The organism is Desulfobaculum bizertense DSM 18034, from assembly GCF_900167065.1.
Lineage (GTDB): Bacteria > Desulfobacterota > Desulfovibrionia > Desulfovibrionales > Desulfovibrionaceae > Desulfobaculum > Desulfobaculum bizertense.
In genome coordinates, this window is the sequence record NZ_FUYA01000003.1 from 58,549 (window position 1) to 84,687 (window position 26,139).

Here is a 26,139-nt window from a genome sequence, read left to right on the forward strand (position 1 = left end):
GATGACAAAAACAACCTTTGAACATCCAAAAGCTGCTCCCGGCAAGCCTGCTCACGGAGCTGGCGGCCACCCCGGAGCCTGCCCTCACGGACATGGCGCAGCACAGGACGGCACTCCGCCGCTTCGTCTGATTGCCTGGGAAATTACTCGCTCCTGCAATCTGGCCTGCAAGCACTGCCGAGCCGAAGCACACACCGAACCTTACCCCGGCGAGCTGACCAATGCCGAGGCCAAGGCTCTTATTGATACCTTCCCGGAAACAGGCAATCCCATCGTCATCTTTACTGGTGGTGAACCGCTCATGCGTAAAGACTGGCCAGATCTGGTCCGCTACGCCAAGAGCAAGGGCCTGCGCTGTGTGATGGCTCCTAACGGAACGCTCATCACTCCAGAAGTTGCCAAGACCATGAAGGAAGTCGGTATCGAGCGTGTTTCCATCTCCATTGATGGCCCATGCAAGGACACCCACGATGAATTCCGTGGCGTTCCCGGTGCCTTCGAAGCCAGCATGCGCGGCATTCAGTACCTCAAGGATGAAGGTATTGAGTTCCAGATCAACACCACCGTCACCCGCGGCAACCTTGGCATGTTCAAGGACATCTTCAAGCTTTGTGAAGAGATTGGCGCTGTGGCGTGGCACATTTTCCTGCTCGTCCCCACCGGACGTGGTGCAGAGCTTGGCGCAGAGATCATTTCCGCCCAGGAATACGAAGATGTGCTGAACTGGTTCTACGACTTCCGCAAGACCACATCCATGCAGCTCAAGGCCACCTGTGCCCCGCACTATCATCGCATTTTGCGCCAGCGGGCCAAGGAAGACGGTATCCCCGTCACCTTTGAAAACTTTGGTCTGGATGCTGTCTCCCGCGGCTGCCTTGGCGGCGTTGGATTCTGCTTTATTTCGCACACCGGCATTGTTCAGCCCTGCGGCTATCTTGAGCTGGACTGCGGCGATGTCAAAAAGACGCCCTTCCCGGAAATCTGGAAGAACTCCAAACACTTCAATGAGTTCAGAAATCAGGACTGTTTTGAAGGCAAGTGTGGCGTCTGCGAATATCACAAGGTCTGTGCTGGCTGCCGTGCCCGTGCCTACACCATGAACGGAAGCCATCTTGCAGAAGAGCCGCTGTGTTCCTACACCCCCAGAAAGGCCAAAAAGGACGCATAAATGGACAGCTTCGACAAGCAGATTCTGGACATCATTCAGTCAGATTTTCCCATTGCAGAGCGCCCCTACGCTGAGGTCGGCAAAGCCCTTGGCCTGAGCGAAGAGGACGTCCTCGCACGAATTCGTGCCCTGCGAGAAAATGGCGTCATTCGCCGCATTGGTGGCAATTTTCAGTCTCGCGAGCTGGGCTGGCACTCGACCCTGTGTGCTGCCGCAGTTCCCGAAGACCAGATTGATGCCTTTGTTGCGGAAGTCAATGCCCACCCCGGCGTCACGCACAACTATCTGCGCAAAAACCACTTCAACATCTGGTTTACCTTTATTGGTGAGTCAAAAGAAATGGTTGCCGAGGCACTGGCTGCGATTACCGAAAAAACTGGTATCCGAATTCTTAACCTGCCCGCCGAAGAGATGTATAAGATCAAGGTGGATTTCAAAATGGACAGCAGCGCAGAATAAGCGCTGGAGGAACCATGAATCGAGAATTTATTCTTTCTCCGTCACTGCTTTCCAGTGACTTTGGACGTCTGGCCGAGGAGCTGAAAGCTCTCGAAGAAGCACAGCTCAAATGGGTCCACTGGGACGTCATGGACGGCAATTTTGTGCCGAACATCACTCTGGGTGCCCCCATCATCAAGGCCCTGCGCAAGAACTCTTCCCTGTTCTTTGACGTTCACCTGATGATCGAACAGCCCGAGCGTTATCTGGAAGACTTTGCCAAAGCTGGTGCAGACCTGATCTGCGTCCACGCCGAGGCGACTCATCATCTGGAACGCACCGTCAGCGAAATCTCCCGCCTTGGTGCCAAGTGCGCCGTGGCCCTGAACCCGGCAACCCCACTCTCTGCCATTGAGTACCTCATCCCTCAGCTGGATATGGTCCTCATCATGAGTGTGAATCCCGGCTTTGGCGGCCAGAAGTTCATACCCTTCTCCATGCAGAAGATCCGTGAACTCAGCGCCCTTCGCAACGTCCTGAACCCGAATATGCTTATTCAGGTCGACGGCGGCTGCACCCCGGAAAACACTCCGGAGCTGGTGGAAGCTGGGGCCGATGTTCTCGTTTCCGGTTCTGCGTTCTTTGGCTTCCCGCCCTACGCAGAACGTCACCAGACCTTTCTCAAGGCTGCTGGCGCCCTCTAGGTCATTGCCACAGTAAAAAATCAGCGCCCCGTGATTCCTCATGGGGCGCTTTTTTATGCCTGTTTGTCTGACTTGCCGAGGAGCTGTGGCAAGAGCATTGCCAAGCCCACAGCCCATAGGGCCAGTACGGGGAAACGTATCCAGAACGGAACAAAGAACCGACTCAGCGGAATAAAAAGAATACCAGCGACAAAGTATCCAATCTGGACACTCCGGCGCTGGAACAGCTCTCGAATTGTCTTTCTCATTTTTAGCGCATCTTGTTTGCCAGTGCATTCAGTCCATACATGAGGCACAGGCCAATCACGACAAGAATAAATGCCGTCACTGGATTTTTGTAGGACCCCACAAAACCAAGGTAGGAATCAATAAGCCCTTCGAGCCGCAAAAAACGAATCAGGCCAAGAAAACCATACGTTATAAACGGCACTGCAAGCACAAATCCAAGGGTTTTAATGAAGAGCTTCAAAAAACTCATGCACTGACTCCATCACGTTTTTGGGACGGCGCGTGCTGCACCCTGCCCCTGTTTACTCATCATGGCGTATCGCCTCTGGCCGTCTCGTCTGCCCCCTCTCAAAAACCGCCAGCTCTACATTCTTCGCTGTTTGCCACCACGGATCAGTTTTGAATTATGGTAGCGCACAATACAGGCTCCCGCGATCAGTCCAATGACCGTGAACATACCCGTAATTAAAAACACTCGCGTTATCTCAGAAAATCCATCCAGCATAGCCCCTCCTCAACTCGTCAAAGCAAGCCCGTTGCCCCTTCCACAAGGCGCTACGCACTGCCACATAAAAGCTCGTTTCGCTGCATATCTATACACTGAAACACGTCTTTCGCCCAGAGCAAAGCCCTTCACCCCAGTCCTGGGATTTTCTACAAAGCTGAGAGGAGCGCTGAAATTTCTTCATTTTTTTCGCCATACATTTTTTTTGCAAAGCGCTGAATTTTTCCATTCACGTTTTTACGCGGTGGCAAATCCGGTGACGCCAAAAAATGCATCCCAAGGCATTCTACTTCCGGGAAGTGCATATCTTTATCAATGCCAGTGTACCCATTGAGAACAGCGCCAGACAGCTCTTCCCGGCGTTCCAGCTCGGGGTCCATATGCCGAACAAAAGCCAGCGTTGTCGAAGGTGACTGACTTTCATTCACAAGCCTCACTTCCCGGTTCAGGGCCTCGCACTGTTTCTGCAAATGATTATAGTTCACCGTGATATGCTTTCGCCCGCTTCCATCCCCCGCATCGATGTACTCCCCATGCAGGTAACACTCCACGGCCTGCTGTACATCGCCATACGTCAAAGACAGCATCCGGGCGTAGCGCCCCGCCCGCGTCAGGGCAAACACGGCATGTCGCTCTCCCCGGGGGCTGTCCTCCGGAACCATATGCACAAGGTGTGGCGCATTGACGCCAAGGGCATCAAAAAATTTATGAATCATCTCCTCATCATTCAGCAGAAGTTCATGCAGCAGCGCCAGCTCGCGCAGAACGTTTCTCTCCACCTTTCTCAGCCGCTCTTTTGCCTGCTCAAAGTCATAAATTTCATCTTCGAGCCGCTTTCTGGCTCCAAAAAAGTTCTCCGCAGCCTCCGAAAGCGTCTCTTTCATCAGTCCATCAGCAAAATCATCAAATTGGCTGCTCATTCTTTTTCTCCACTACGACCGCTTTGCAAATCCGAGGCAAATCCCCAATGTGATGAATATACCGCCAGTCAAACTGTTCTGGAAGCGATGCAGTCCCGGGCGCCCTGCGGCAAAGGTTCGCACGGCACCACAGCACAGCACAACGCCCAGCAGCACAAGAAATCCGCTCATGCAAAAGCTCAGCCCCAAAAGCACGAGCTGTGCCGTAAAATTTTCTCCGTTCGGGTTGGCGAACTGCGGCAAAAACGACAAAAAGAACAGCGCCACTTTCGGATTTAGCACGGCGACGATCAGTCCCTGTCGGAACAGCTTCCACAGCGGCTCTCGTTCATGAACTGTCCCCCCATTCGCTCCAGCCATAACCTTTTTCGCCCCTCCGCTCCGCAGCATCTTTAGCCCCATCCACACGAGGTATGCCGCGCCTGCCCAGCGCACAAGATCGTACGCCAGCGCCGAGTGCATCAGCACCGCCGAAAGCCCCAGCGCCGCGGCGCAGGTATGCAGCACTCCGCCGCACGCAATTGCCAGCGCAGACGCTAGCCCCGCTCCACGCCCCTGCGCCGCGCTCCGCGTCGCTACGTATATCATGTCCGGCCCCGGCGTCAGGTTCAGCAGCAGCACCGCCGCCATAAACATCATGTACTGCTCAAGCCCAATTCCAAGCATGAAAATTTTTTCCTTTTTTTTATTATGAGTCGTTGTGTTGGGCGCGCCGCCCCCAAACCCCGGCCGGGGCCAGCCCCGGACCCCGCGTAAGGGAATGATTCCCTTACGTATCCTCAGCGAGTTTGAATTCCATCCACGCTTCGCGTGAATGAAATTCAAACTTGGGTGAGAAGGCGATAAGAAAACCTCTTTCTCTTCTGCGAGTCGCCGCAATCGGGAAACGCCCACTAGCTCAAAAAAAACAGGGCTGATGGAGAGGAAAGCAAAGCCTTCATCCCATTCAGCCCTGTTTTTTTTGAGCGAGAGCGGGATTCCCAAGGGCCTCGTCCTTGGGCGGGGTCAAGGGGCAGCGCCCCTTGCAGGGTTTGGGGCAGCGCCCCAACAAAACACCACCCAACCGATAAAACCTTCAACCCAAGCGTAGCAAAAGGGACCGTGACCGACCAGCAAGGATAAGGTAGGCTCACGAGAGAGAGCTTGCCAATTCACCACAAAAGGCTGTACCGCTTCACATTACGCAAAAACGCGTAACAGTATTCTGAGAAGTGGGAGAAGCAGATGGAACTTTCGAGTATGATACAGAGCATTTTTGAACTAGCATTTCCGTTGTTTTTAATCATGGACCCGATTGGGAACGGAGCTATTTCTCTTTCGATCCTGAAAGATCACTCACCTGCGCGCCAGCGGGCAATCATACTGCGGGAGTGCATCTTTGCTCTGCTTATCATCCTGACATTCCAGTACCTAGGAGAAGGTCTCCTAAGCTTGCTGGACATTGGCCAGTCCACCCTGCGCATTGCGGGTGGAGCGATTCTGTTTGTCATTTCCATGAAAATGGTCTTTCCGCCAGCAAATGGAGAAAGCGCAGAACCTGCGGTCTCTGATCCTTTTATTGTCCCGCTCGCGGTTCCGCTCATTGCTGGCCCGTCACTGCTGGCGGCAGTCATGGTCTACGCACACCGAGGTGACACAACGACCCTGCTGCTGCCGTCTATTGTCATCGCCTGGAGCGCAACGCTTATTATCATGCTTCTTATGCCGCTGCTGTCGAGAGTGCTTGGCCCTAAAGGACTACGTGCAGCAGAGCGGCTCATGGGACTTATCCTTATACTCATGTCGTTCCAAATGCTCGAAGACGGAATAAAGCTCTTTATTGAATCGCTCGGCTAAACAGCCCTGATTACACATCATAAAAAAGCATCTTCCTTGGGCAGAAAAATATCCTGCCATTTAAGGGAGATGCTTTTTTCTTTTTCTGGCGGGTCATTTTGCGCCTTGACACTTTCTTTCTGAATACCTAGCTGAACGGGTTCGCAACGCGTCTCACGCGTTCGTCCCTCCCCCTTGACGTTTCGCATCGCAGGGAAACCTTAACCACGTCCTAGTGGATACCGCCATGAACCGAACACAAAAAATGGCACTGCTCAGCGCTGTTTCGCTGATGCTGCTTATGGGGTGCGCTGTTGACATCATGCTCGCATCCCTTCCTGATCTTGCCCGGAATTTTGCTGTTAGCGCAGCAGAATGCAAGGCTCTCGTCTTCATGTACCTTCTGGCCTACGGCGCAACACAGGCATTTTCTGGCGTCATCTCTGACTCCGTTGGACGCCGTCCTCTTGTCATTGCCAGCACACTTCTTTTTACTTTTGCGAGCTTCATCGCGCCCTTTGCAGATTCCATCACCCAACTCCATATCATCCGCATCGTGCAGGGTTTCTGCGCGGGCTGGTTTGGCGTCGTGGGGCGAACCCTGATTGGCGACGTCTTCGAAGGCCGGGAATACGACAAAAATCTTTCCACCATTGCCATGACCTGGGCCATTGGTCCCATTGTTGCGCCAACCATCGGCGGCTATCTGCAAGAATACTTTGGCTGGGAAGCAAATTTCATAGTGCTTGGCTGCATTAGTGGCGGAGCGTTCCTGTTTACACTCTTCTTCCTTCCGGAAACCCTGCGCTATAAACACGCGCTTGACGTCCGAAGCGTGCTCAAACGCTATAAGGTCGTGCTCTCTGACAAAATTTTCTGGAGCTATTCCCTGTCCGCAGGCTGGCTCTATGGACTGACCACGGCATTCGGCGTTGTGTCGACCTTTGTCGTACAAAATATCCTGCACAAAAGTGCATCCACATACGGCACAATGAGCCTTATGCTTGGTGTCGCATGGTTTGTGGGACAGGCCATTTATAAACGCTTTTTTATTACGCGAAGCGACATGGCCCGCCGACGAATGCTGACACTCAGCCAGGGGGGAATTCTTGTGCTCCTGTGCCTTGTTGCAGGACTGAGTTTTGAGCTGCCACAGAGCCTGTGGATGGTCTACGCTATTCCGGCAACAGGCTACATGGTCACAGCCTGCGCCCTGACCTATGCATTTACCAAGGCTTTGGAACAGAACAAAGAATACAGCGGTTCTGTCAACAGCCTGTACGGATGTGTGGTGTCAATTATGTCGGGCCTTGCTCCGGCGCTAGCCTCGCACATTTCCCCCTCTATCCTGACCCTGCTTGCCCTGTTCGCAGCCCTCACAGTCCTGTCCATGATCTTCCGCGCTCATGCAGTCCGCTCTGAGCAGAAAAAATATGCGGCTTTTGCAGGCTAAAAGTCATGCGTCTGCAATAATCAGTACAAACCAGTAAAAAAACAGAAGCCCTGTTCGGACACAAATCGCGTCCTGACAGGGCTTTTTTTATGCGCCACGGGCATAACGGCAATGTCTCCATTTATCAAAGCCTTATGCCTTTCTTTTTTTGCGCAGTCTGTTATTGTCACTGCACGTTTTTTCATTCCCCAAAGGAGTCACCATGAACTGCACCGATGCATATGATTCTCTTGTTTTACACATGACAGAGACCACGCAACTGGAAACGGTTGCAGCTCTGCTCGCCTGGGATCAGGGGACACAGATTCCAGTGCAGGGACACGCATACAGGGCCGCACAGATGGGCGCCCTGACCCGCGTCATTCATAAACGCAACACCGACCCCAAACTTTTTGCAGCTCTGGATGCCTGTCAGGAACTGCTCGAAAATCCAGAGGACGACCAGCAAAGCGCCAACCTGCGCGTCTGGTCCAAATACCTCAACAGAGCACGAAAGATTCCAGAACGCCTTGCTGTGGAAGTTGCCCGAAATTCCACCGAAAGCGAGGGTGTCTGGGCAATGGCCCGGCAAAAAAACGACTGGAAAAGCTTTGCGCCATATCTGGAAAAAACCGTCAAACTCAAAAAAGAAGTCGCGGCAACTCTGGATGACAGCAAAGACCCATATGACGTGCTGATTGAAGACTATGAACCCGGTGAATCAGTAGAAGAGCTGGAGAATATCTTTACCGACCTCATGGAAACAACACAGCGCATTCTTGATGCCATCCTTGGCAGCAGCGTCCGCCCAGATGCAACCATTATGAAACGGGAATTCCCGCAAAAAACGCAGGAAAAAATGGCCCGGCAAATGGTTCAGGCACTGGGCTTTGACTTTAACATGGGGCGCATGGATACCACTGTGCACCCCTTCTGCACGAGTGTTGGTCCAAAGGATATTCGCATCACTACGCGCTACAACGAGCACGATTTTGCCGAATCCTTCTTCGGCATCGTCCACGAATGCGGCCACGCTTTGTACAGTCAGGGCATCCCGGCAGAACGCTTCGGCACCCCATGCGGCCGGGCTGTTTCACTGGGCATCCACGAATCTCAGTCCCGGCTTTGGGAAAATCTTGTGGCCCGCTCCAAAGGCTTTTGGGTCTATGCCTTCCCACAGGTCCAGAAAGCCTACCCTTCACTGTCCAGTGTGGACCTCGACGCCTTCCACTTTGCAGCAAACGAGGTCAAGCCCGGACTTATCCGTACCGACGCCGACGAAGTAACGTATAACATCCACATCATGCTCCGCTTCAAACTGGAGCGGGCACTGCTCCGCGGGGAACTGTCCGTGCAGGACCTGCCAGAAGCATGGAATACCGCTATGCAAAAGATGCTCGGCATCACCCCCGAGACTGACGCGCAGGGCGTTATGCAGGATGTGCACTGGGCTTCTGGACTTCTCACCTACTTCCCGACCTACACACTGGGGAACATCTATGCATCCCAGTTTATGGATGCCGCAGAGCGTGAGCTTGGGGATCTGAATGCCATGTTTGAGAAAGGAGAATTTGCTCCACTTCTGGACTGGCTCCGCACCCATATCCATGCTCATGGCTCGCGCTACCTGCCTCGTGATCTGGTGGAACGTGTCACAGGAGAAAAGCCTTCTGCAAAGGCCCTGTGCACACATCTAAGCCGGAAATACGGTGAGCTATACTCGCTCTCTCTGGAAAATTGTTAAAAAAAATCTATGAGACGCCCTTGTCTGCAATGCCCCGTCATTTAATGATAATCATTGCAGGCAAGAGCGTAGCTCAAAAGAATAGCAGATAAAATTATCGTTTAGACTTTACTTTTCATCCCTTTTCTGCTTTATGCTTGGAGTATTACCCATGCCAAGCGGTACGCATGACCGCTACGGGAATGACTGTTCTGAAAACACAACGAAGGGGATGGCTATGCAAATGTATTCGTTGCCCAGAAGTGGCAAATCAGAACTGGTAATCACGGGGGAACAGCTCGCCAAGGTTGATGAACGGGAGCTGTATGGATTCAAGGAGTCCTGGACGGACGTTTCACTGTATAAGACAAGCTTTGACCACTATGTTCTTTCCACGTCCTGCACGGTGACAAACTGCGGACACACCGCCCTGCACTCTGCGGTCGTATTCTCCTCCGCACAAGGTCTTATGGACTACCTCAAGGTCGGATGCAGCGAGCCTGCAAGCTGCCTTGGTGTTGAACTGCTCCGGCAGGCATCGCTGGCTGACGGTGCCTTCAGTTGTTGTGGACCGGGCTGCCCTGTTCAGTTCCGCTCCTCAGCGGCCTGCACGCAGTAGTCTTGCCCCAGAACCGCTTTTCATTTCGTCGCGAGGTCCTTCCTTTCGTAAAAAAGGCGGGAGCAGCACACACGCGCTGAACCCGCCTTTTCTGAAAAGCGTCCTGTTCTCATACTCAACTACATGAGTTCCCGTCCGACCCAAAGCACGCGACCCAAAACTTCCACATTTGTCTGGTCGCCTACCGGGACATCGAGTGGTTCGTAATATTTTCTGTTGTCGCTCACCAAAACCAGCTTGCCGGGCTTGCGCTCAAGACGCTTGACGACGATCTCGTCATCCATGCGTACAGCATAAATCTTTCCCACAAGGATATCGTGCTGTGCCAGATCAACGAGGACGACATCCTCGTCCTGAAGCGTTGGCTCCATGCTCTCGCCCGTGACCCGCATAAGGCGCATGCTCTCCAGAGCACCCCGGCCACGAAGCCATGAACGACGAAAGGCATAATAGCCCACAACCTTGTCGCTGGTTTCGCTGCTTCCTCCGCCACCAGCAAGCCTTGCCTCCACAAGCGGGATATACTCATACCCGTCCTGCTGCACGGCATCCGTGACCTGCAAATCTTCGCGGACTTCGTCCTCGCGCAAGAACATTGCCCCGCGCCCAGTCTCAAGCCAAAACGGATTGAGTGAATAGGCTCGAAACAGCTTGAGCATCCAGTCCGAAGGAACCTTGTTCTTGGCCTTGGCATCAGAAATGGCCCCTCGGCTCACGCCAAGTTCGCGGGCCAGCCCGCTCTGAGTTCCCACTTTCAGAGCGTCTATCATGCGACCAATAATCTGCGCTGCACCAAAACCCGGATGCAGCTCCTGCCCAGAAAGTATCTGCTCAGAATTCGAATGTCGTGGCATTACATATCTCCCAATAACTGACCGTTGTACAATATTGAGCAGCAATTTTGTACTTCTCTGCTGGACATCAGTCAAGCAAGACGATAAAAATTCACATTTCTCCACAGAGCCTATACAGAGTTGAGAGGCTGCACATAACGCTTAACCTTGCTCTACCACAGGATAAAAAATGCTTTTTAAACTTTTTGCTGCATTTGCCATCATTCCGCTCATCGAAATTTATTTTCTTATGAAGGTCGGATCATGGCTTGGGGCAGAGGCGACCATCGCCCTTGTCCTGCTTTCTGGCTTTGCCGGTGCATGGCTTGCCCGCCAGCAGGGGACCTCTGTTCTTCTGCGCATCCGCGAAAACATGAATATGGGTATTCCCCCAACAGGCCAGCTCATTGACGGCCTGCTCATTCTGGTCGCCGGTATTGTGCTCCTGACGCCGGGCTTTGTTACCGACATCACGGGCATGCTTCTGCTTATTCCACCGGTTCGGGCCAAACTCAAACACGTGCTCCATCACAAGTTTCAGCAATGGGTCATGCAGGGTAACGTGACCATCATTCATCACAGATAAGAAAAGCGCCTCCAGCAAACATGCCGGAGGCGCTCTTTTTTTGTCGTAATTACGTCCACCATCCACACTCTCGCCCATCTCTGGGCAACAGCCGAATTCAAAACGCGCTCATGCCATACTCTGGCATACTGTGACTATTTCTTGGTCCCAAAGCTTGGGTCAAGCTTGCGGGCCACAAGGAAACCACCCTGAATGTTCTTCAGATTGGTAAAGCCCTTGGCACGCAAAAGCACCTGACTTTCGTAGGAACGAAGGCCGGTGTTGCACAGCACATAAAGTTCCTTGTCACGAGGCAGCTCGTCATAGCGGACGGGCAGCTCGTCCTGAGGGATATTCAGCCAGCGCTTACCATAGATTTCCTGCATGGGAACGGCCTGCTTTGCTGAACGCACATCAAGAATCAGGCGAGACTCATCTGGCAGCACCTCAGCGAGGAAATCGCGAGGCTCGACCGGATTGCTCAGGCCATCAATGATGTTCTTGAGTGCATTTGCTGCGGCATTCACAACGTCCATTGCCGAAGCAAAAGGCGGTGCATAGCCCACTTCCAGATTGGAAATGGCATCAAGATCAACATGGAAAGGCAGCAGAGCTGCAACAGCGTCCACACGGGCTTTCACAGCATCACCAGCAGAACCAAGGGCTTCAATGCCAAGCACGCGGCGGGTGGTCCGGTCAGCAATCAGCTTAATGAACAGCCAGTCGTGGCCGGGATAAAAGTGAGCACGGTCAGCCTGAGCAGAAAGTCCTTCCACAGCGTCAAAGCCAGCAGCCTTGGCCTGTTCCAGAGTCAGACCAGACGTCGCAACGCTCAGATCAAATGCCTTGAGGCAGAACGTACCCGTTGCGCCATCAAAGCGCTCATTGCCACCAGCGATGTTGGTGCCAATGACGCGGCCTTCACGGTTGGCAAGGGAGCCAAGAGGAAGATACGTCGGTGCACCAGTGATCTGGTTCCGAATCTCAACGCAGTCGCCACCAGCATAAATATTGCGGTCAGAGGTGCACATACGGGCATCAACAACAATTCCGCCAAACTGGCCAATGGCAAGGCCAGCTTTCTTGGCGAGAGCATTATTGGGGCGCACACCAGCACCAAAGATCACCATGTCACAAGGGATTTCACCCTTGTCAGTCAAAACGCCAGTCACACCGTCCTCGTCACCAAGGATGCGCAGCACGCGAGTGCTGGTCATGACCTTGACCTCGTTCTCTTCGAGGTGATTCTCAATCATGCGGGTGAACTCAGGTCCCATTGCCTGCGGCAGGACCTGATCGCACATTTCAACAAGAGTCGTCTCAACGCCCCACAGCGCAGACATGGCCTCGGTCATTTCCAGACCAATGGCACCGCCACCAACGACAACAGCAGAACCAACTTCACCGCTGGCGATCTGAGACTTGATGTCGATGGCCTGGTGCATGTTTGCCACGCACTTCACACCCGGCAGGTCAAAGCCTTCGACAGGCGGGACAAAGGGGCTTGCGCCAGTGCCAAGCACCAGCACGTCATATGAAATTTCGGATTCTTCGCCAGTGTTCAGATCACGCAGGCGAACGGTCTTTGCCTTGCGGTCAATGTCCAGCGCTTCGGTACCCGTCATGACCTTGACGCGTTTGTATACATCAAAGAATTCAGGGTCGCGCTTGGCGTGGAAGACTGTGGAATACAAATCTTCCGGATTGGCGATATCGCCACTCACAAAATACGGGATGCCACAGCCACCGTAAGAGATGAGTGTATCTTTATCGATCAGGGTAATCTCTGCATCGGGGTCGAGCCGACGCGCACGGCAAGCAGCCTTGGGACCAAGAGCAACGCCGCCAATGATAACGATTTTTTTAGCCATGACTTCTCCTTTGAGGGCAGACCATAAAAGGTCTTCAGGACAGACTTCTTGTCATCGAGTCTGAATGCATGGGGACACCCTTTTGGCATCCATATTGATTTACAATCCAATAATCCAATATGAAATAAGGGCAAAAACTATAACGTTTCGAGGGGTATCCATCACCGCTTACAGCTCAGGATACGCAAAACGCACAAGCGCAACAGCAAAACACAAGGCAGAAATAACAACCTGAAAAACAAGAGCACACCAGAATCCTATCGGGGACGATTCCTTGCGGATGTGGAGAAACCGGGACTGGATTTCGCCACATTCAAGGCCAACGCGGATAAGATTCAGATTCACAATACCCAAAAGGACGAGGAGGGCAGGAATGATATACTGCATGGTTCAGCTCCATTTTTCTGATGTGCGTTCTTCTGTTCCACTTGAGCCTTTGCCTCATACACTGCACTTGAAAACACCACAAGTCGAACTTGTGCAAAACCCAGTGAGGCTCTAGGATTAAAGGGCTTTTTTCCACGGCTTACAGCCGTTTCTTTTCCTTCCCTCCATGCAATGTAAATCCTTTTTTGCATTCGTCCAGAGCTTTGTGCAGAACGGTTCACGCATTGACCTTCAAGACCAATTGAGTATCTTTCTTACAACTTTTGAGGAGGATATGGTGAGTAAGTCACAAAAATCCGGCATGTCCCGGCGAGATCTTCTGTTTGGTGGCTTCCGCAAGATGCGGAAAAATGTCGAGAAAAACATTGAAGATTTTCAGACAATTCCCGATTCAGTATCAAGTGACGAAGCGCAGACGGGCCGCGACGCTTTTGTTCTTGGGAACACTGCATATGCAGCAGCCCAGTACGCAGAGGCCATTCCCCACTACCGGGAGTGCCTCAACATTCTGCCGCAGCATACAGAAGCGCGACAACGCCTTGGCTACTGTCTCTACCGCGAAGGGCAATACATTCAGGCAAAAGTTGAATTTGAACGCGTCATACGTGAACGTAAAAAAGATAATTTTTCGTCACTGTACCTCGGGCTGACCTATGCCCGGCTCGACAAACGGGAAAAAACCGTTGCAGCATGGCGTGGCTACTTCAACCCCGAAGAAGTCCGCATCATGCGCGAGCTGAATGTCCAGACGGCACTTATTGAATCTGCTGAAGACTATGAACTCTCCGTAGCCGCCAGCGACGTCGAAGACGCCATTGACATACGGAAGCAGGAACTCCTCGCCCCCCAGGACAACTGATCTGGCCCGAGTAAAGGATACCCATGCCATCCATTCTGTCAGGACTTCGAGCACGTGTGCTTCTCCTCATCTGCACGGCGGTGCTGCTCTGCTCCCAGCCAGCATACGCCGGGCATCTCATTCGTCTCCAGCTCAAGTACGCCCACAGCTTCCAGTTTGCAGGCTTTTATATGGCCAAAAATCTGGGCTTCTACGCTGAGGAAGGTTTGGACGTCCAGTTTACAGAAGGCACCCCAGGACGTGCCCCTGTATCCCAGCTCATACGGCAAAAGGCTGATTATGCCATTGCCGACACAGACGCCCTGCTTGCCTTTGCAGAAGGTAAAGACGTTGTGGTGCTTGCGGCGCTGTTCCAGACCTCTCCAGAAGTTCTGGCCATTGGTCCACACGTTGAGCTGAACACCCCTGCCGACCTACGCGGCAAAAAAATTATGACTCTGCCCCGTGCCAGTGCCCCGGTGATGGCTCTTCTGCACAAATACGGCGTCACCAGCCAAACAGCACAGTTTCTTCCCTACAACACGGCCATTGATTCTCTGCTCTCCGAAAAGATTGATGCCGCCGTAACTTATGACTCGTGGGCACTGCCCTACCTCGCGGCCAAAGGAAAACACCTCGATATTCTCTCGCCCAAAGATTACGGCATTGATTTTTATGGGGACTGCATTCTTTCCAGCCGAAAAGAAGTCACCATGCACCCAGACGAGGCCCGTGCGTTTCTCCGTGCAACCTATCGGGGCTGGGACTACGCAATGGCCCATCCTCTTGAGGCGGCGCAATACATACACGCCCATTTCACGCCCAATATTTCTGTAGAACAGCTTCTGGGACAGGAACGCATCCTGCGCTCCGCCATGATGCCTGAGCTTATTTCATTTGGTTCCATGAACCGCACCCGCTGGGAAAAAATCTATTCAACCTATGTTCGGCTGGGCTTTCTCGACAAAGACACTCCAGTCCGGCTCGACAGGTTCATATTTACGCCAGAGCAAAGCATCATAACAGCGCTGAACAAAACCTATCTGCGCATATCCTGCTTTGTCGCCGGAGCTGTTGGACTTATTCTCATTGCCCTGCTTCTCTTCAACTACAAGCTCAAGCGCGCAGTCGAAGACAGAACCGAAGAACTTCGTACCAGCCAGCACATGCTGGAAACAATTTTGTCGGTTTCGCCCTTTGCTTTCCTCATCACCAAAGGGCACAAAATCGAATGGGCCAACGAAGCAATCTCCGGCATGCTTGGCTACAGCCCGGCAGAACTCATGGGCATGAACACCTCAAAGCTCTACTGGAATCCCAAAGACTGCGACGAAATCCGTTTTAGCATTGAGTCTTCCATCAACCAGCACGACACAGAAGCCCGCGACCTCTGCTTTCGCCACAAGGATGGCACCCTCGTCCACGTGTATATTGCCGTGCGCCTCTTTGACCCCAAACATCCGGGGCTTGGTTACATTATCGCCGTAGTGGACATCACGAGCCGCAAAGCCGCAGAAGAAAGCAACAGGCTTGCAGCACAGGTCTATCAGCAAAGTAATGATTCAATCATTATCACGGATCGCGAGAACCGTATTATTTCTGCAAACCCTCGATTTACTGAACTCACTGGCATTCCAGAGGAAGAAGCGCTGGGGCAAAAGCCCTGCATCCTCAAAAGTGGACGGCATGACGCAGCATTTTATTCCGCAATGTGGGACGAAATCCATAAGAATGGACGCTGGAGTGGCGAGATATGGAACCGGCGCAAAGATGGTGAAATTTTTCCGGCATGGCTGAGCATTTCTTCCCTCAAAGATCCAGCGGGCCATACCGTCAGCTACACAGGAGTCCTGACTGATCTCACGAGTGAAAAGCGCTCTGAACGGCAGATTAGCAAACTGAACAACTATGATGTTCTCACAGAACTTCCCAACCGCACGCTCTTCCAGAACCTGCTCAAGCAGGAAATCCAGACTGCACAGCTTTCTGACAAGCAGGTCGCGGTTCTCCTCTTTGATCTGGACAACTTCAAAACCATCAATGATTCCCTTGGTATCGCTGCGGGCGATGAATTCCTCCAGACTGCCAGCCGCCGAGTCTCTCAGGGCTTTTCTGGCAAACATACAGTCGCCCGCCTTGGAAGCGATGAATTTGCTATTTTGCTCCCGTATGACCCGCAAAAGCGAAACATCACCAAGCACATCACCCGGCTGCAAAACCTGCTCGCCCCTGTGACGCGGCTCGGCAACGCCGAAGTATTTATGAGTGCGTGCATAGGCGTCTCCATCTACCCAGACGACGCAACAGGCCCGTCCCAGCTCATGCAGAACGCAGAAAATGCCCTGCACCATGCGCGTAAAAAAGGCCCAAACTCCTACTCTTTTTTCTCGGCAAAAATGACATCTATTGCCAGTGACCGAATCAAGCTGGAAGCCGCCCTGCACCGAGCACTCAAGGAACAGGAATTCCGACTCTTTTTCCAGCCAAAGGTTCACGGACAGACCGGGCAAATCATGGGAGCCGAAGCCCTGCTGCGCTGGGAAGATCCCAAGCGGGGAATTATCTCCCCCGGTGCCTTCATGAACATCATCGAAGAAGGCAACCTGATTCACCCCGTAGGAAGCTGGGTGCTTCGTCAGGGCTGTCAGGCCTGCCGCAGAATGCACGAAGCAGGGTTCCCGAACTTCATCATGGCGGTCAACATTTCTCCCCGCCAGTTCCTTGAACGTGATATTGTAGATATCGTTCGTTCCTCTTTGGAAAAGGCCCAGCTTGCGCCCAAATATCTGGAGCTGGAAATTACAGAGGCGCTACTCATCCAAAACACCGAAGACGTGGAACAGACATTGCGGCAGCTTCGCGAACTTGGCGTGCGTATCGCACTTGATGACTTTGGAACCGGATACTCCTCGCTGAGCTACCTCACCGAATTCCCCATTGATACGCTCAAGATTGACCAGAGCTTTATTCGCACCATGTGCGGTGACACCAAAAAAGAAACCATTACCCGCACTATCCAGCACATGGCCCTTGAGCTTGGCCTCACTGTGGTTGCCGAAGGCGTTGAAACGCAGGAGCAGTTCGCCACCCTGCGGGAGCAGGGACCAGTCCTTATTCAGGGCTATCTTTTCTCCCCGCCACAGCCAGAAAATTCCTTCCTTGAGTGGACACGGGACTACATGTCCCAGCAGGACAAAAAATGAATACAGACATCTCCCTCACATGCCTGTGCTGCGGAGCACCTGCCAGCATAGAAGGACGCTGAGCACAGGCTCGCGTAGTCTGCACGGCGTGCGGAATATCTTTGCCAGCCTCGGCATACCGGGAGCAGATTGACGCGTGGAAAGACGCCATCTGCGACGACGTCTTTTGCGAGGACGCGCCCAGCGAAACCGCAGGGGAACCTGCAGACCATGTGGAATGTTCTCTTCCTGACCGTGACCCTGACCCTGACCCATCGACATAAAAAAAGACGCCCAGCATCACAGCTGAGCGTCTTTCTCTTTTCTCATTATTCATCTCTGCCGAGGCTTAGTCCCGTGCCGTGGGGCGCCCTGACAGCAGTATGTTATGCGCAATGACAATCAGCACGGCAAACAGTGCAGAGCCAACACCAATGGCCGCATTGTAGAAAGGCGGAGCTGAAAGTGCGAGGCGAATAAACACCGTACACAGCGCAAGGCTGGAGTTTCTAAACACGGCAACGTAACAGGGCATGTAGACCTGAGAAACCAGCACGAGCAGGATGTCACAAAAAATCAGCACGGTGTAGAACATCGGGAAAAAGGAAAACATCCCCTGCCCCATTGCTCCAAGCGTCAGGTTGTATATTCCCATCCCTGCAAAAATCGCCAGCAAAAGCACAGAAATCGTTTTTTTGGTGACAACAAAGGAATACAGGCGTTCACCCTTGGAGCGCATCTGCACACGCCCGACGCGAACAAAAATCGCCAACAGCATAAACACGGCAACAGCTCCGGCTCCATCAGACAGGATGCGCAAAAGCGGCGTAATATCCTGCGGGAAAAGCAGCGGCTCGTGAATGTTGACCAGTTCCTTAAAACAGGAACGGAGCAAAATAAGCGACAAAATCTCAAACTGCTTTCCTACAGACTTTGAAAAAGACTGAGGAAGCACGAGGATCATCAGCACCACTTCCTGCAAAAGCAGCAGGGTAAATGCAATATTGACCGCATAAAACACATTGGTTGGCACCACATGAGACAGACCATGCGGCAAAAAACCAAGACGGTTCGCTTCAATAACGAGCATCGAAAGCAAAAAAGTCAGGACCAAAAAAATTGAGAAAATCCGCTCGTAGCGAAGGTTCTCCCAAAACGCATGAAATATGTCGAAAATATTTGCTATCGGCTCCAAGACTCGAATCATGTCAGCGGCTCGCTCTCCATCTGCTGTTTCATAAAAGCGCAAAAGCGCGCATCTGCCGTTGAGATATGGGTGATGAACCAGGTGCTTGCATAGGCAAGCAGACGGCGAAACACATCCATATCCCCATCAAAAAGCCCGTCGGACAAAAAGTCCGCAGCCTTGAGCTTGCATTCCATATGCACCTCAACGTGCTCCTCAAGCTCAGGGTAGGCATATCTCGTCATATACTGTTCTTCGGTTTTGAAGTGTTTTTCCGTAAGAGACGAAAAATCCTGCACTGCTTTTTGCAAAAAATGAATATCCTGCTTTGCGTAAGCGTCCTGCATCAGGCGAATAAAATGTACCAGCTGCCGATGCTGTTCGTCTATACACTCCACACCAAGACCATATTCATCCTTCCAGCATATTTTTGCAGACATCAGTTCTCCTCCGGTACAGTTCAAAATTCTGCACCCAACCCTTCATAATGAGCCTTTCTGGGCTTTTCAAGCAGTTTGTTCTGGTTCAGCGGCCCCGCCCCCTGCAAATGCCATAAAAAAAGGACACTCTCAAAATGAGGTGTCCTTTTTTTGTGCCCTATCAAAACGTGCTAGGAAACTTTCAGCATTCCAAGACGCTTGTCGTGGACGCGGCACAGCCATGTCAGTTGCTGTGACTCAGAATCAAAGCAGGCACGGACATCGTGAGAGGTTCCACAAACGTGGCACACCGAGGGGACGTAATCACGCGTAAAAACGCCGTCCCGGAGCAAGGCTTTGTGAAACATTGAGATAGCAACAGCTCTGTCGCTTCCCTTAATGCTGTTCAGGTCCCGCTTACTCAAGGTGCCAAGATCAGAAACACGCACAGATCCAGTCTTCTGGCGCTCAATTGTGATGTCTTTCCCCTGAAAACGCATCGTCACGGGTTCTTTCCACCGGCAACAAATACGTCCCCTATGCCTGTCGTACAAAAGTGTCATCATATATCTCCAAGTGCGGCTGCCCGTGTGGGCTGTTCCTCGATCATCCCAGCCTGTCCATGCCGCAAGGGCACACTGGGAAACGCCTACTTTTGTGTGCAAAAAATATCAGTCTTGCGCCTCTATAAAAACTCTTGCGCAAAGAAAATGATTCAAGATATGCACGGTCTTGCCTCATTTTTTTGAAGTTTGCCCGAAATTGCGCAAACTTTGATTGTACAGTCAATCAAACTCGAAAACCTGTCAAGTCTACAAAGCTCCCTCTATTACTGGCTTTTAGAGAGTTTCTTGCTCTCTGTCATGCTAGCTTGTGCATAAAAAAAGACTGAATCATCACAGAGATACAGATTCAGTCACAGATGTTTTGCTCTTTCACAAAATATTTTGTTCATGTGAAAACTTTCATCAAGAAAGTCCCGCTATCCTTGAAATTTCACAGGTTCCCATGTGCAAAATTATGTCATCTACCTGACGTCATCTCGCAGACAGAACGAATTTCTTAAACGCCTCTCATCTTTGCGCATTTTTTTCACAAATTTTTGAAATTTCCTTGCCTCACCGAAAGATTCTCGGATTGTGGCCCAACCAGAGAACCAGCCTGATCGCGATCATATTTTTATCAACAGAAAAATCCCAGATTTTCCCCTTCTATTCCAACTACATAATCTTCATTTCTCCAGCCTGTTTCTCTCCATTTCCCTGCATGACTTCTGGCAACGGAAAAACGATAATCGCCCGCGTCCCACCTTCTTCCCGGTTCTGAATCAGGAGTTTTCCCCGCAGCTGATACGTGACAATATTATCAAGAAGTTTCAGGCCAACGCTCGCATGTTTTCCCAAGGAAAAGCCCTCAGGAAGCCCGTTTCCGTTATCTTCCACCCGAATCTCTCCCTCCGTTCCTTCGGCTTTCAGTTCTACTCGTATTTCACCAGAAGCCCGGTCGCTAAAGGCATGTTTCAAAGCATTGGCAAGCAGCTCATTGAGTGCAAGTGCACAGGGACTCGCCGTCTCCAGAGGGAAAAGCAGCTCCTGCAAATCATAAAGAATGGTGACATGTGGCATGGCATACAGCGACACAAGGCTTTGCCCCAGTTCCTCGACATAGCTGGACAAGTCTATGGAATCAAAGCGCTCACTCTTATACAGCTGGGTATGCACAAGGCTTATACTCTGAATCTTTGCCCCAACATCCCGCAGCACATTTTTTGTTTCTGGCAGCTCAGCCTGTCGCTGAGACATATCCAAAAGACCAGAAATCACTTGCAGGTTGTTCATGACCCGGTGGTGAATTTCCTGCAAAAGGCTTTCCTTTTCTTTCAACGAGCGCTCAACACGGGTCTGCATTGTTTGCCGTTCCAAAATTTCCTTTCGCAGCTTTTCATTCGACTCCCGAAGCTGAATCATTCGCGCTTCAACCTTTTGCTCAAGCTGTCCGGAGTGCTCTTTCAGCTCTGCCTCAAGCTTCTTCCGCTTGGTTATATCTACAGAAACACCGAGTACGGCTTTTCTCCCATCAAAGGTAAACGGAATCTTCGTTGTCTCAAGTCGAATAACCCGGCCATCTGAACGGCGAAAATTTTGCTCCATTGTGACTTCCTGCTGCCCCGAACGGATCACATCGCGATCAGTATCAACAAGTCGCGTCACCTGTTCATCTGTCGGCCCTTCAAGCTCGGACTGGAGCCGCCCCACCACATCCCGGTGCGTCAGGCCATACAGATCTGCCAGCGTTTCGTTCGCCAGCAAGAACCGACTGTCTTTATCTTTTGCAAAGATACACACCGGAGCAAGATCCATAATTTTATACAGCTCCTGTGTTTTTTCCCGCAGCGCCTTTTCTCCCGACTTTCTCAACCGTCGCTCACGGCGGATACGCCGCTGTTGCACGCTATACAAAGAAACCACAAGAAAAAACAAAAAGACCGTAACTCCCATATACAGGAGCACAGTCGATGAAACGTCTGGAGATATTGAACTAAAAACAAGAGCGGCAATGGGTTCTGCACCCGTACCATAAATAGGCAAAGCAATACTGGAATGCCGGACGTTTCCATCTGCGTCAGACCAGCTTGCCCGTTCTCCAGTCTGAAACACGTTTCGCTCGTTCTTTTCCGCCTGCTCCCCCAGCTCTTTCTGGTCTGTTGAAGCAACATAAATGAGCTTTCCGCGTTTATTGGGTGCCAGAATATGGATTTCCGTGACGTTACCGCTCGCTCTATGCAGTCTCTCAAGGGTGGGCTGCAATAGTGGCAGCTCCTCTGGAACCATAGATGTTTGTGTGATGTCTTGCGCAAGGCTCGCCACAATAGCCGCCGCCCCCTCAACCTTGCTCCGCTGCTCCTGCTGCAACAAAAAATACACTGTCGTCATTGCCAGCGTCAGGAATATCGCCAGCGTAATAATTACAGAAAAGCTCGGTGCGCATGTATTCTCAGGACAAAATGAAGGCGGGAGGCACCCTTTTTGACATGTATCTTTTCCCATACGACGCTCCGAGATGTTAAGTGTATTCTTTATGTAACGACATAAATTCCATCACAGAACAGAATAAACGAGTTTCGCCACGAGAGCAACGAACTCCGCGAACTCTTTCGCTCAAAGACAGCCCCTTCACAGCTTTTCTTTCACTTCTAAAAACTCTTTTGCTATCCTTTTTTCAAATATTACACGAATGGAGGTTTTCTCTCATGATGCTTCCCGAAGAAGATGCAAAAACAAAAATCTGTCCGTTCCTCAAAACTTCGGACGACAAATTCCGCTTTTGCAAGGGCGCTGAGTGCATGATGTGGCGCTATCGTTACGCCGACCGAAAAGGAGAACAGGACTCTGGATACTGCGGACTCGCAGGCAAACCCGCCGGAGCAATCTAAAAACAAAGACCCCAAAGCTCTCGCTTCGGGGTCTTCTTCTCGTCGTATTCTCACTTCTTGCGCTAACGCGTTTCTAAACTCCAGGGATGTGTGAAAATCCAGTCTCCACACAACAGCTCACACGGAGGAAGCTCCTCGTCCGTGAGGCTGTCCTCTGCTTTCTGTTCCTTCAGCTCTTCTGGGCTCAATGCAACTGCACGTGCAGCACATCCAAGTCCAAAGGGCGGAAGGAACGAATAAAAACGTTCGTCTGAAACTGGAATAAACTTCCCGCTCAGTCTTCGGCATATCGGACACGCCTTCGCAGGCAATGTCAGCTCCAACCGAATTCCCGCAAGCGTCGGATCTCCACTCTTCGCCCGAGCAATTATCTCCAGCGTTCGGGTTTTCCTCTTGTCATAGCGGTCCAGAAAAGCCTGAATGTCGCCAGGATTGGCATCGTACTCCTCAAACATACACCAAATGACCTGTCCACTTAGTCTCCGAATCAGCGGATGGCATTCGACCACTTCCGGTGTCACTAAATCTGGATTATGCATCTAACCGCTTTACTTCGATTTTACTCACCAAGCAAGAACATAAAAGTCCAAAAATACTGATGATGAAGAATTTTCCCATGGTACTCAACAACTCAATGCGCTGTTTTTTCTCTCTCTTCTCTCGCCCCCTTCACCACCCGCATCTTAAAATGAGCAAAAGCCCTTGACTTTATCAATCACTGCCCCCATTATACTTATAAGTGATAAGGATTTTATCGTGAATATGTAGAAAACTACGACTACTCTTCACCTTCAAAATCCCCTCCAACAACGAATTTGTGGTTGATACCCTGTCTCAGCGTAACATCCAACCCCGTCGAGCTATCTGCACGCCTCGACGCAACTCTATCTTTTTACAAGGTGTTCGTTGTTAGGCAACCTGAAAACAAACTCCCAACCTTAGCGTTAGGTTATTTGTATTCAGTCAACCTGAAAAGGCATCTCCTCCCCCCCCATCTGACGAAGAAAACGTCCGGTGGGGGGCCTCTTTTTTGGGGCTTTTGTTATATTGGGGCGCTGCCCCAAACCCTGCAAGGGGCGCCGCCCCTTGACCCCGCCCAAGGACGAGGCCCTTGGGAATCCCGCTTTCGCTCAAAAAAAACGGCTGAATGGGATGAAAGCTTCGCTTTCCTCTCCATCAGCCGTTTTTTTGAGCTAGTGGGCATTTCCCGATTGCGTCTTTTTTTGCCTTTTCCAGACCGCACTTATTCCTTTTGAACGCCAAAAGGAGTTCAAAAGGAATGGTGGCAACTCGCAGAAGAGAAAGAAGCTCTCGACGTTATGCCCAACAAGTTTGAAAGCCGTCCAAGCGAAGCTTGAACGGCTTTCAAACTCGATGAGGATACGTAAGGGAATCATTCCCTTACGCGGGGGTTTGGGGGCTGGCCCCCAATCTCCCCCACCCACCCATCCAGCACTCACGCGCTGGGGCTGGCTCTTCCATCTTCACCTACGCTTTGCGACAGATCACGAGATAGAAAACGCCAACACCGACGGCGAGGGCGAGACAACCTGAGAAATAAAACACTCCACGCAACCCGAAGAGCGCATAGGCACCACCCATGATAAGGGGACCGAGCGTCTGCCCCAAGCGGAGTACCATACCGTTAAGGGCCATAAACGCACCGCGCTGCTCAGGCGGCGCAAGGTTGGCGAGCATGGTGTGAACGTTGGGGATATTGAGAGCCTGCGCAAGCCCAAAAATCATCACGGGGATAACCATTGTTAACTCACTGGGCATAAGCGGAATGAGAAAGGCGGATAGCGCATAAAAACAGAAGGCGGAAATCAAAAGAGCTTTGGGATTAAAACGAGTGGCAAGCCGCGCAAGCTGAGAAGAGACGAGCGCAGAGACAAGGCTGGACGAGGCAATGACGAGACCTGTTCCAAAAGAAGACGCCCCGAAATGCTCATGAAGATAAATGGGGAGATAGGAAATGATAACGCCATATAAAATAATGAAGGTCGCAATGGTCGTAGCAAAAAGCCCGAGAGGCTCTGGGTTGCGCATCTGACGCAAGGCGTTCTTCATGTACTCCATGAACTTCCCGTTGCTCGCAGGCTGCACCACGTCAAGGTACTTCATAATGAAAAAGGCAAGAGGCGCGGCGAGAAGCGGCAAAAGAAAAGGGAACTGCCAGCCAAACATCGCGAGCGCACCACCAAGAAAAGGATAAATCGTGGTGCCGAGGGCGAGAACACTGGCATTCAGTCCCATAGCCTCCATGCGCTGCTTCCCGGTGTAGAGATCACTAATGAGCGTCACATTCATGGATCCGAGGGCCGCAGCACCAACGCCCTGCATAAACCGAAAAAAGAGCAGAATGGGGAGGCTGGAACTCAGTCCACAAAGCGCCCCAAACAGCGCAAAACACAGAAGCGAAGGAACAAGTACAATCTTCCGCCCAATGCGGTCGGCGAGAATGCCCATCACGGGAGTCAAAACAACACCGGGAAGAGTGAAAGCCGAGACCAGCCACCACGCGTGCCCGGGAGTGACATCCATGGCGGAAAGCATCTTTGGGAGCGCGGGAGCGATACTGGAAACGCCCATGACCGCAGTCAGAGTCACACAAAAAATCATTTGTAATTCTTTGTGCCGATAAATTTTGTTGAAGCCGGAAACGGGCTGAGTCATGCAGTTTCTCCAGTTCGCGATACTGGCGCGAAGAAAAAGGCGCCTGCACACTACAGACGCTCAAAATATACCGTAAAAGATCTAGGAAGCACTCTGCGTTGCCGCGAGAAACTTCTCAAGAAGAGCCTTGGTTTCAGGCTCCTGATACATAGGAAGATCCTTGAGGGGCAGGACCGCAGAGCGAAATGACTCCACGTCTGGATGCTCATCAACAATCATCCCAGCTTTTTTCAATTTGGCAAGAAAATCAGCAAGCTGAGTTCTGTTCCAGTCCCGCTGATACACGGACGCATCCTTCATGCAGGAGCGGAGAAGCTGCTGATCGTCTTGGGGCAGATTCTTGTACCAGCCAAGGTTCGCGATATCAATATGAGCAGAATAGACGTGGCCGGTAAGGCTCAAATACTTCTGCACCTCGTAGAGCCGGGAGGTCCATGTCACCCATAAAGGATTCTCTTGTCCATCAATGGTGCCCTGCTGCAATTCAGAATAAATGGGCCACCCCATCGGGGTGGGGTTCGCACCAAGCGTGCGCCAGAGTTCCTTGTGCAGGGTGGACTCCATAACGCGAATCTTGAGTCCCTTGACGTCAGCGACAGAATGCACGGGGCGCAGATCGTTTGTCAGGTTCCGAAACCCATTCTCGGAAAAGGACAGTCCCTGAAATCCTGCACGGGAGAGCAAAGCCAGGACTTCGTCGCCCAGCGGGCCATACAAAACCGAGTCAACCTGTGCATAGTCCCTGAACAAAAAGGGAAAGCTCACGACCTTGACCTGCGGCACAAAGGTGTCAAAGGGGCCAAGCGTAACAATGGCCATTTCCACGGCCCCCATCTGCACCTGCTGTAAGATCTCAGTTTCAGTTCCGAGCGAGCCGCTGTGAAAAATCTTCACCTCATACTTGCCCGCAGAGCGATCATGCAACAGCTCGGCAAATTTTTCTGCCGTGATGTTCTGGGCCGAACCTGGCGGTGTAACCAGCCCAAGCTTGATGACCGTTGCAGCCTGCGCCGAACTCACAGTCCCGCAGAGCAACGCACAAAAAAACGCGACACAAAGGAGATTTAAAAATATCCGTTTCATCCTCTTTTTCCTCGCAATACGGCACAAACACACTCTTGCGCCTTGTGACGAACCGCCCCTCTAACACTGAGGGAACGCTTTCTTTGGGGTACACAGAGTCATCACAAATGAAAA

The 26,139-nt window shown here is 51.7% G+C and carries 27 protein-coding genes; 12 read left to right on the forward strand and 15 right to left on the reverse strand.

The window, feature by feature from the left end:
• Position 1: 1 nt before the first annotated feature.
• From ahbD to rpe, 3 genes are read left to right on the forward strand one after another with little or no spacing between them, the layout of a single operon-like run.
• Positions 2-1,168: a heme b synthase gene (gene ahbD / locus B5D23_RS05275; RefSeq protein WP_078684373.1), complete on the forward strand. Its 1,167-nt coding sequence runs from the start codon at positions 2-4 to the stop codon at positions 1,166-1,168.
• The gene (ahbA, locus tag B5D23_RS05280) at positions 1,169-1,627 is read left to right on the forward strand and encodes a siroheme decarboxylase subunit alpha (RefSeq protein WP_078684374.1); all 459 of its coding nucleotides are present in this window, start codon (positions 1,169-1,171) and stop codon (positions 1,625-1,627) included.
• Positions 1,628-1,641: 14 nt separating this feature from the next.
• Complete coding sequence (gene rpe / locus B5D23_RS05285; RefSeq protein ID WP_078684375.1) at positions 1,642-2,310, forward strand: ribulose-phosphate 3-epimerase; 669 nt, start codon at positions 1,642-1,644, stop codon at positions 2,308-2,310.
• 53 nt (positions 2,311-2,363) lie between these two features.
• Here the strand turns inward: rpe and B5D23_RS05290 are convergent, their stop codons facing one another.
• From B5D23_RS05290 to B5D23_RS05305, 5 genes are all read right to left on the reverse strand, one after another.
• The gene (locus B5D23_RS05290) at positions 2,364-2,558 is read right to left on the reverse strand and encodes a hypothetical protein (RefSeq protein ID WP_078684376.1); all 195 of its coding nucleotides are present in this window, start codon (positions 2,556-2,558) and stop codon (positions 2,364-2,366) included.
• 2 nt (positions 2,559-2,560) lie between these two features.
• The gene (locus B5D23_RS05295; protein WP_078684377.1) at positions 2,561-2,788 is read right to left on the reverse strand and encodes a hypothetical protein; all 228 of its coding nucleotides are present in this window, start codon (positions 2,786-2,788) and stop codon (positions 2,561-2,563) included.
• 114 nt (positions 2,789-2,902) lie between these two features.
• Entirely contained in the window at positions 2,903-3,043 is a 141-nt protein-coding gene (locus B5D23_RS15015) for a hypothetical protein (RefSeq protein WP_159445922.1), read from the reverse strand.
• Positions 3,044-3,192: 149 nt separating this feature from the next.
• Positions 3,193-3,963 (reverse strand): hypothetical protein, encoded by a 771-nt coding sequence (locus B5D23_RS05300; RefSeq protein WP_078684378.1) that lies wholly within the window; start codon positions 3,961-3,963, stop codon positions 3,193-3,195.
• Between the two features lie 12 nt (positions 3,964-3,975).
• Positions 3,976-4,629, reverse strand: a complete 654-nt coding sequence (locus tag B5D23_RS05305; RefSeq protein WP_200803630.1) for a LysE family translocator — start codon at positions 4,627-4,629, stop codon at positions 3,976-3,978.
• Positions 4,630-5,187: 558 nt separating this feature from the next.
• On the opposite strand from B5D23_RS05305, the gene B5D23_RS05310 reads away from it, so the two are divergent.
• The 4 genes from B5D23_RS05310 to B5D23_RS05325 all read left to right on the forward strand — a co-directional run bounded on the left by B5D23_RS05310 (position 5,188) and on the right by B5D23_RS05325 (position 9,552).
• On the forward strand, positions 5,188-5,799 hold the full coding sequence (locus B5D23_RS05310) for a MarC family protein (RefSeq protein WP_078684379.1): 612 nt from the start codon (positions 5,188-5,190) through the stop codon (positions 5,797-5,799).
• A 226-nt stretch (positions 5,800-6,025) separates the two neighbouring features.
• Entirely contained in the window at positions 6,026-7,231 is a 1,206-nt protein-coding gene (locus B5D23_RS05315; RefSeq protein WP_078684380.1) for an MFS transporter, read from the forward strand.
• Between the two features lie 202 nt (positions 7,232-7,433).
• Positions 7,434-8,954: a carboxypeptidase M32 gene (locus B5D23_RS05320; protein WP_078684381.1), complete on the forward strand. Its 1,521-nt coding sequence runs from the start codon at positions 7,434-7,436 to the stop codon at positions 8,952-8,954.
• 151 nt (positions 8,955-9,105) lie between these two features.
• A complete protein-coding gene (locus tag B5D23_RS05325; RefSeq protein ID WP_078684382.1) occupies positions 9,106-9,552 on the forward strand; it encodes a hypothetical protein in 447 nt (148 codons plus the stop codon).
• Between the two features lie 119 nt (positions 9,553-9,671).
• On the opposite strand, the gene B5D23_RS05330 is transcribed toward B5D23_RS05325, so the two are convergent.
• On the reverse strand, positions 9,672-10,406 hold the full coding sequence (locus tag B5D23_RS05330; RefSeq protein WP_078684383.1) for a LexA family transcriptional regulator: 735 nt from the start codon (positions 10,404-10,406) through the stop codon (positions 9,672-9,674).
• A gap of 169 nt (positions 10,407-10,575) precedes the next feature.
• On the opposite strand from B5D23_RS05330, the gene B5D23_RS05335 reads away from it, so the two are divergent.
• Positions 10,576-10,971 (forward strand): FxsA family protein, encoded by a 396-nt coding sequence (locus B5D23_RS05335; protein WP_078684384.1) that lies wholly within the window; start codon positions 10,576-10,578, stop codon positions 10,969-10,971.
• Positions 10,972-11,105: 134 nt separating this feature from the next.
• On the opposite strand, the gene B5D23_RS05340 is transcribed toward B5D23_RS05335, so the two are convergent.
• Together B5D23_RS05340 and B5D23_RS05345 are read right to left on the reverse strand one after the other, a co-directional pair.
• Positions 11,106-12,821: an FAD-dependent oxidoreductase gene (locus B5D23_RS05340; protein WP_078684385.1), complete on the reverse strand. Its 1,716-nt coding sequence runs from the start codon at positions 12,819-12,821 to the stop codon at positions 11,106-11,108.
• A gap of 168 nt (positions 12,822-12,989) precedes the next feature.
• Positions 12,990-13,208, reverse strand: a complete 219-nt coding sequence (locus B5D23_RS05345; protein ID WP_078684386.1) for a hypothetical protein — start codon at positions 13,206-13,208, stop codon at positions 12,990-12,992.
• A gap of 274 nt (positions 13,209-13,482) precedes the next feature.
• Here B5D23_RS05345 and B5D23_RS05350 point away from each other — a divergent pair, with 274 nt between their 5' ends.
• The 3 genes from B5D23_RS05350 to B5D23_RS15020 all read left to right on the forward strand — a co-directional run bounded on the left by B5D23_RS05350 (position 13,483) and on the right by B5D23_RS15020 (position 17,512).
• Positions 13,483-14,067, forward strand: coding sequence for a tetratricopeptide repeat protein (locus B5D23_RS05350; RefSeq protein WP_159445923.1), 585 nt, complete (start codon positions 13,483-13,485; stop codon positions 14,065-14,067).
• A 23-nt stretch (positions 14,068-14,090) separates the two neighbouring features.
• Positions 14,091-17,249, forward strand: a complete 3,159-nt coding sequence (locus tag B5D23_RS05355) for an EAL domain-containing protein (RefSeq protein WP_078684388.1) — start codon at positions 14,091-14,093, stop codon at positions 17,247-17,249.
• Positions 17,250-17,350: 101 nt separating this feature from the next.
• The gene (locus tag B5D23_RS15020; RefSeq protein WP_159445924.1) at positions 17,351-17,512 is read left to right on the forward strand and encodes a hypothetical protein; all 162 of its coding nucleotides are present in this window, start codon (positions 17,351-17,353) and stop codon (positions 17,510-17,512) included.
• Positions 17,513-17,577: 65 nt separating this feature from the next.
• Here the strand turns inward: B5D23_RS15020 and B5D23_RS05360 are convergent, their stop codons facing one another.
• The 4 genes from B5D23_RS05360 to B5D23_RS05375 form a co-directional block, all read right to left on the reverse strand.
• The gene (locus B5D23_RS05360) at positions 17,578-18,435 is read right to left on the reverse strand and encodes a hypothetical protein (protein ID WP_078684389.1); all 858 of its coding nucleotides are present in this window, start codon (positions 18,433-18,435) and stop codon (positions 17,578-17,580) included.
• On the reverse strand, positions 18,432-18,854 hold the full coding sequence (locus tag B5D23_RS05365; RefSeq protein WP_078684390.1) for a bacteriohemerythrin: 423 nt from the start codon (positions 18,852-18,854) through the stop codon (positions 18,432-18,434). The genes B5D23_RS05360 and B5D23_RS05365 overlap by 4 nt, the downstream gene beginning before the upstream one ends.
• A gap of 170 nt (positions 18,855-19,024) precedes the next feature.
• Positions 19,025-19,399, reverse strand: coding sequence for a hypothetical protein (locus tag B5D23_RS05370; protein WP_144012553.1), 375 nt, complete (start codon positions 19,397-19,399; stop codon positions 19,025-19,027).
• Positions 19,400-20,053: 654 nt separating this feature from the next.
• Positions 20,054-21,880: a sensor histidine kinase gene (locus B5D23_RS05375; protein WP_078684392.1), complete on the reverse strand. Its 1,827-nt coding sequence runs from the start codon at positions 21,878-21,880 to the stop codon at positions 20,054-20,056.
• Between the two features lie 203 nt (positions 21,881-22,083).
• Between B5D23_RS05375 and B5D23_RS05380 the strand changes: the two genes are divergently transcribed.
• Positions 22,084-22,266, forward strand: coding sequence for a hypothetical protein (locus B5D23_RS05380; RefSeq protein ID WP_078684393.1), 183 nt, complete (start codon positions 22,084-22,086; stop codon positions 22,264-22,266).
• A 62-nt stretch (positions 22,267-22,328) separates the two neighbouring features.
• Here the strand turns inward: B5D23_RS05380 and B5D23_RS05385 are convergent, their stop codons facing one another.
• The 3 genes from B5D23_RS05385 to B5D23_RS05400 form a co-directional block, all read right to left on the reverse strand.
• Entirely contained in the window at positions 22,329-22,805 is a 477-nt protein-coding gene (locus B5D23_RS05385; RefSeq protein WP_144012554.1) for a putative phage head morphogenesis protein, read from the reverse strand.
• Between the two features lie 949 nt (positions 22,806-23,754).
• Positions 23,755-24,942 (reverse strand): MFS transporter, encoded by a 1,188-nt coding sequence (locus tag B5D23_RS05395; protein WP_078684396.1) that lies wholly within the window; start codon positions 24,940-24,942, stop codon positions 23,755-23,757.
• Positions 24,943-25,023: 81 nt separating this feature from the next.
• Positions 25,024-26,025 (reverse strand): TRAP transporter substrate-binding protein, encoded by a 1,002-nt coding sequence (locus B5D23_RS05400; RefSeq protein WP_078684397.1) that lies wholly within the window; start codon positions 26,023-26,025, stop codon positions 25,024-25,026.
• Between the last annotated feature and the right edge of the window lie 114 nt (positions 26,026-26,139).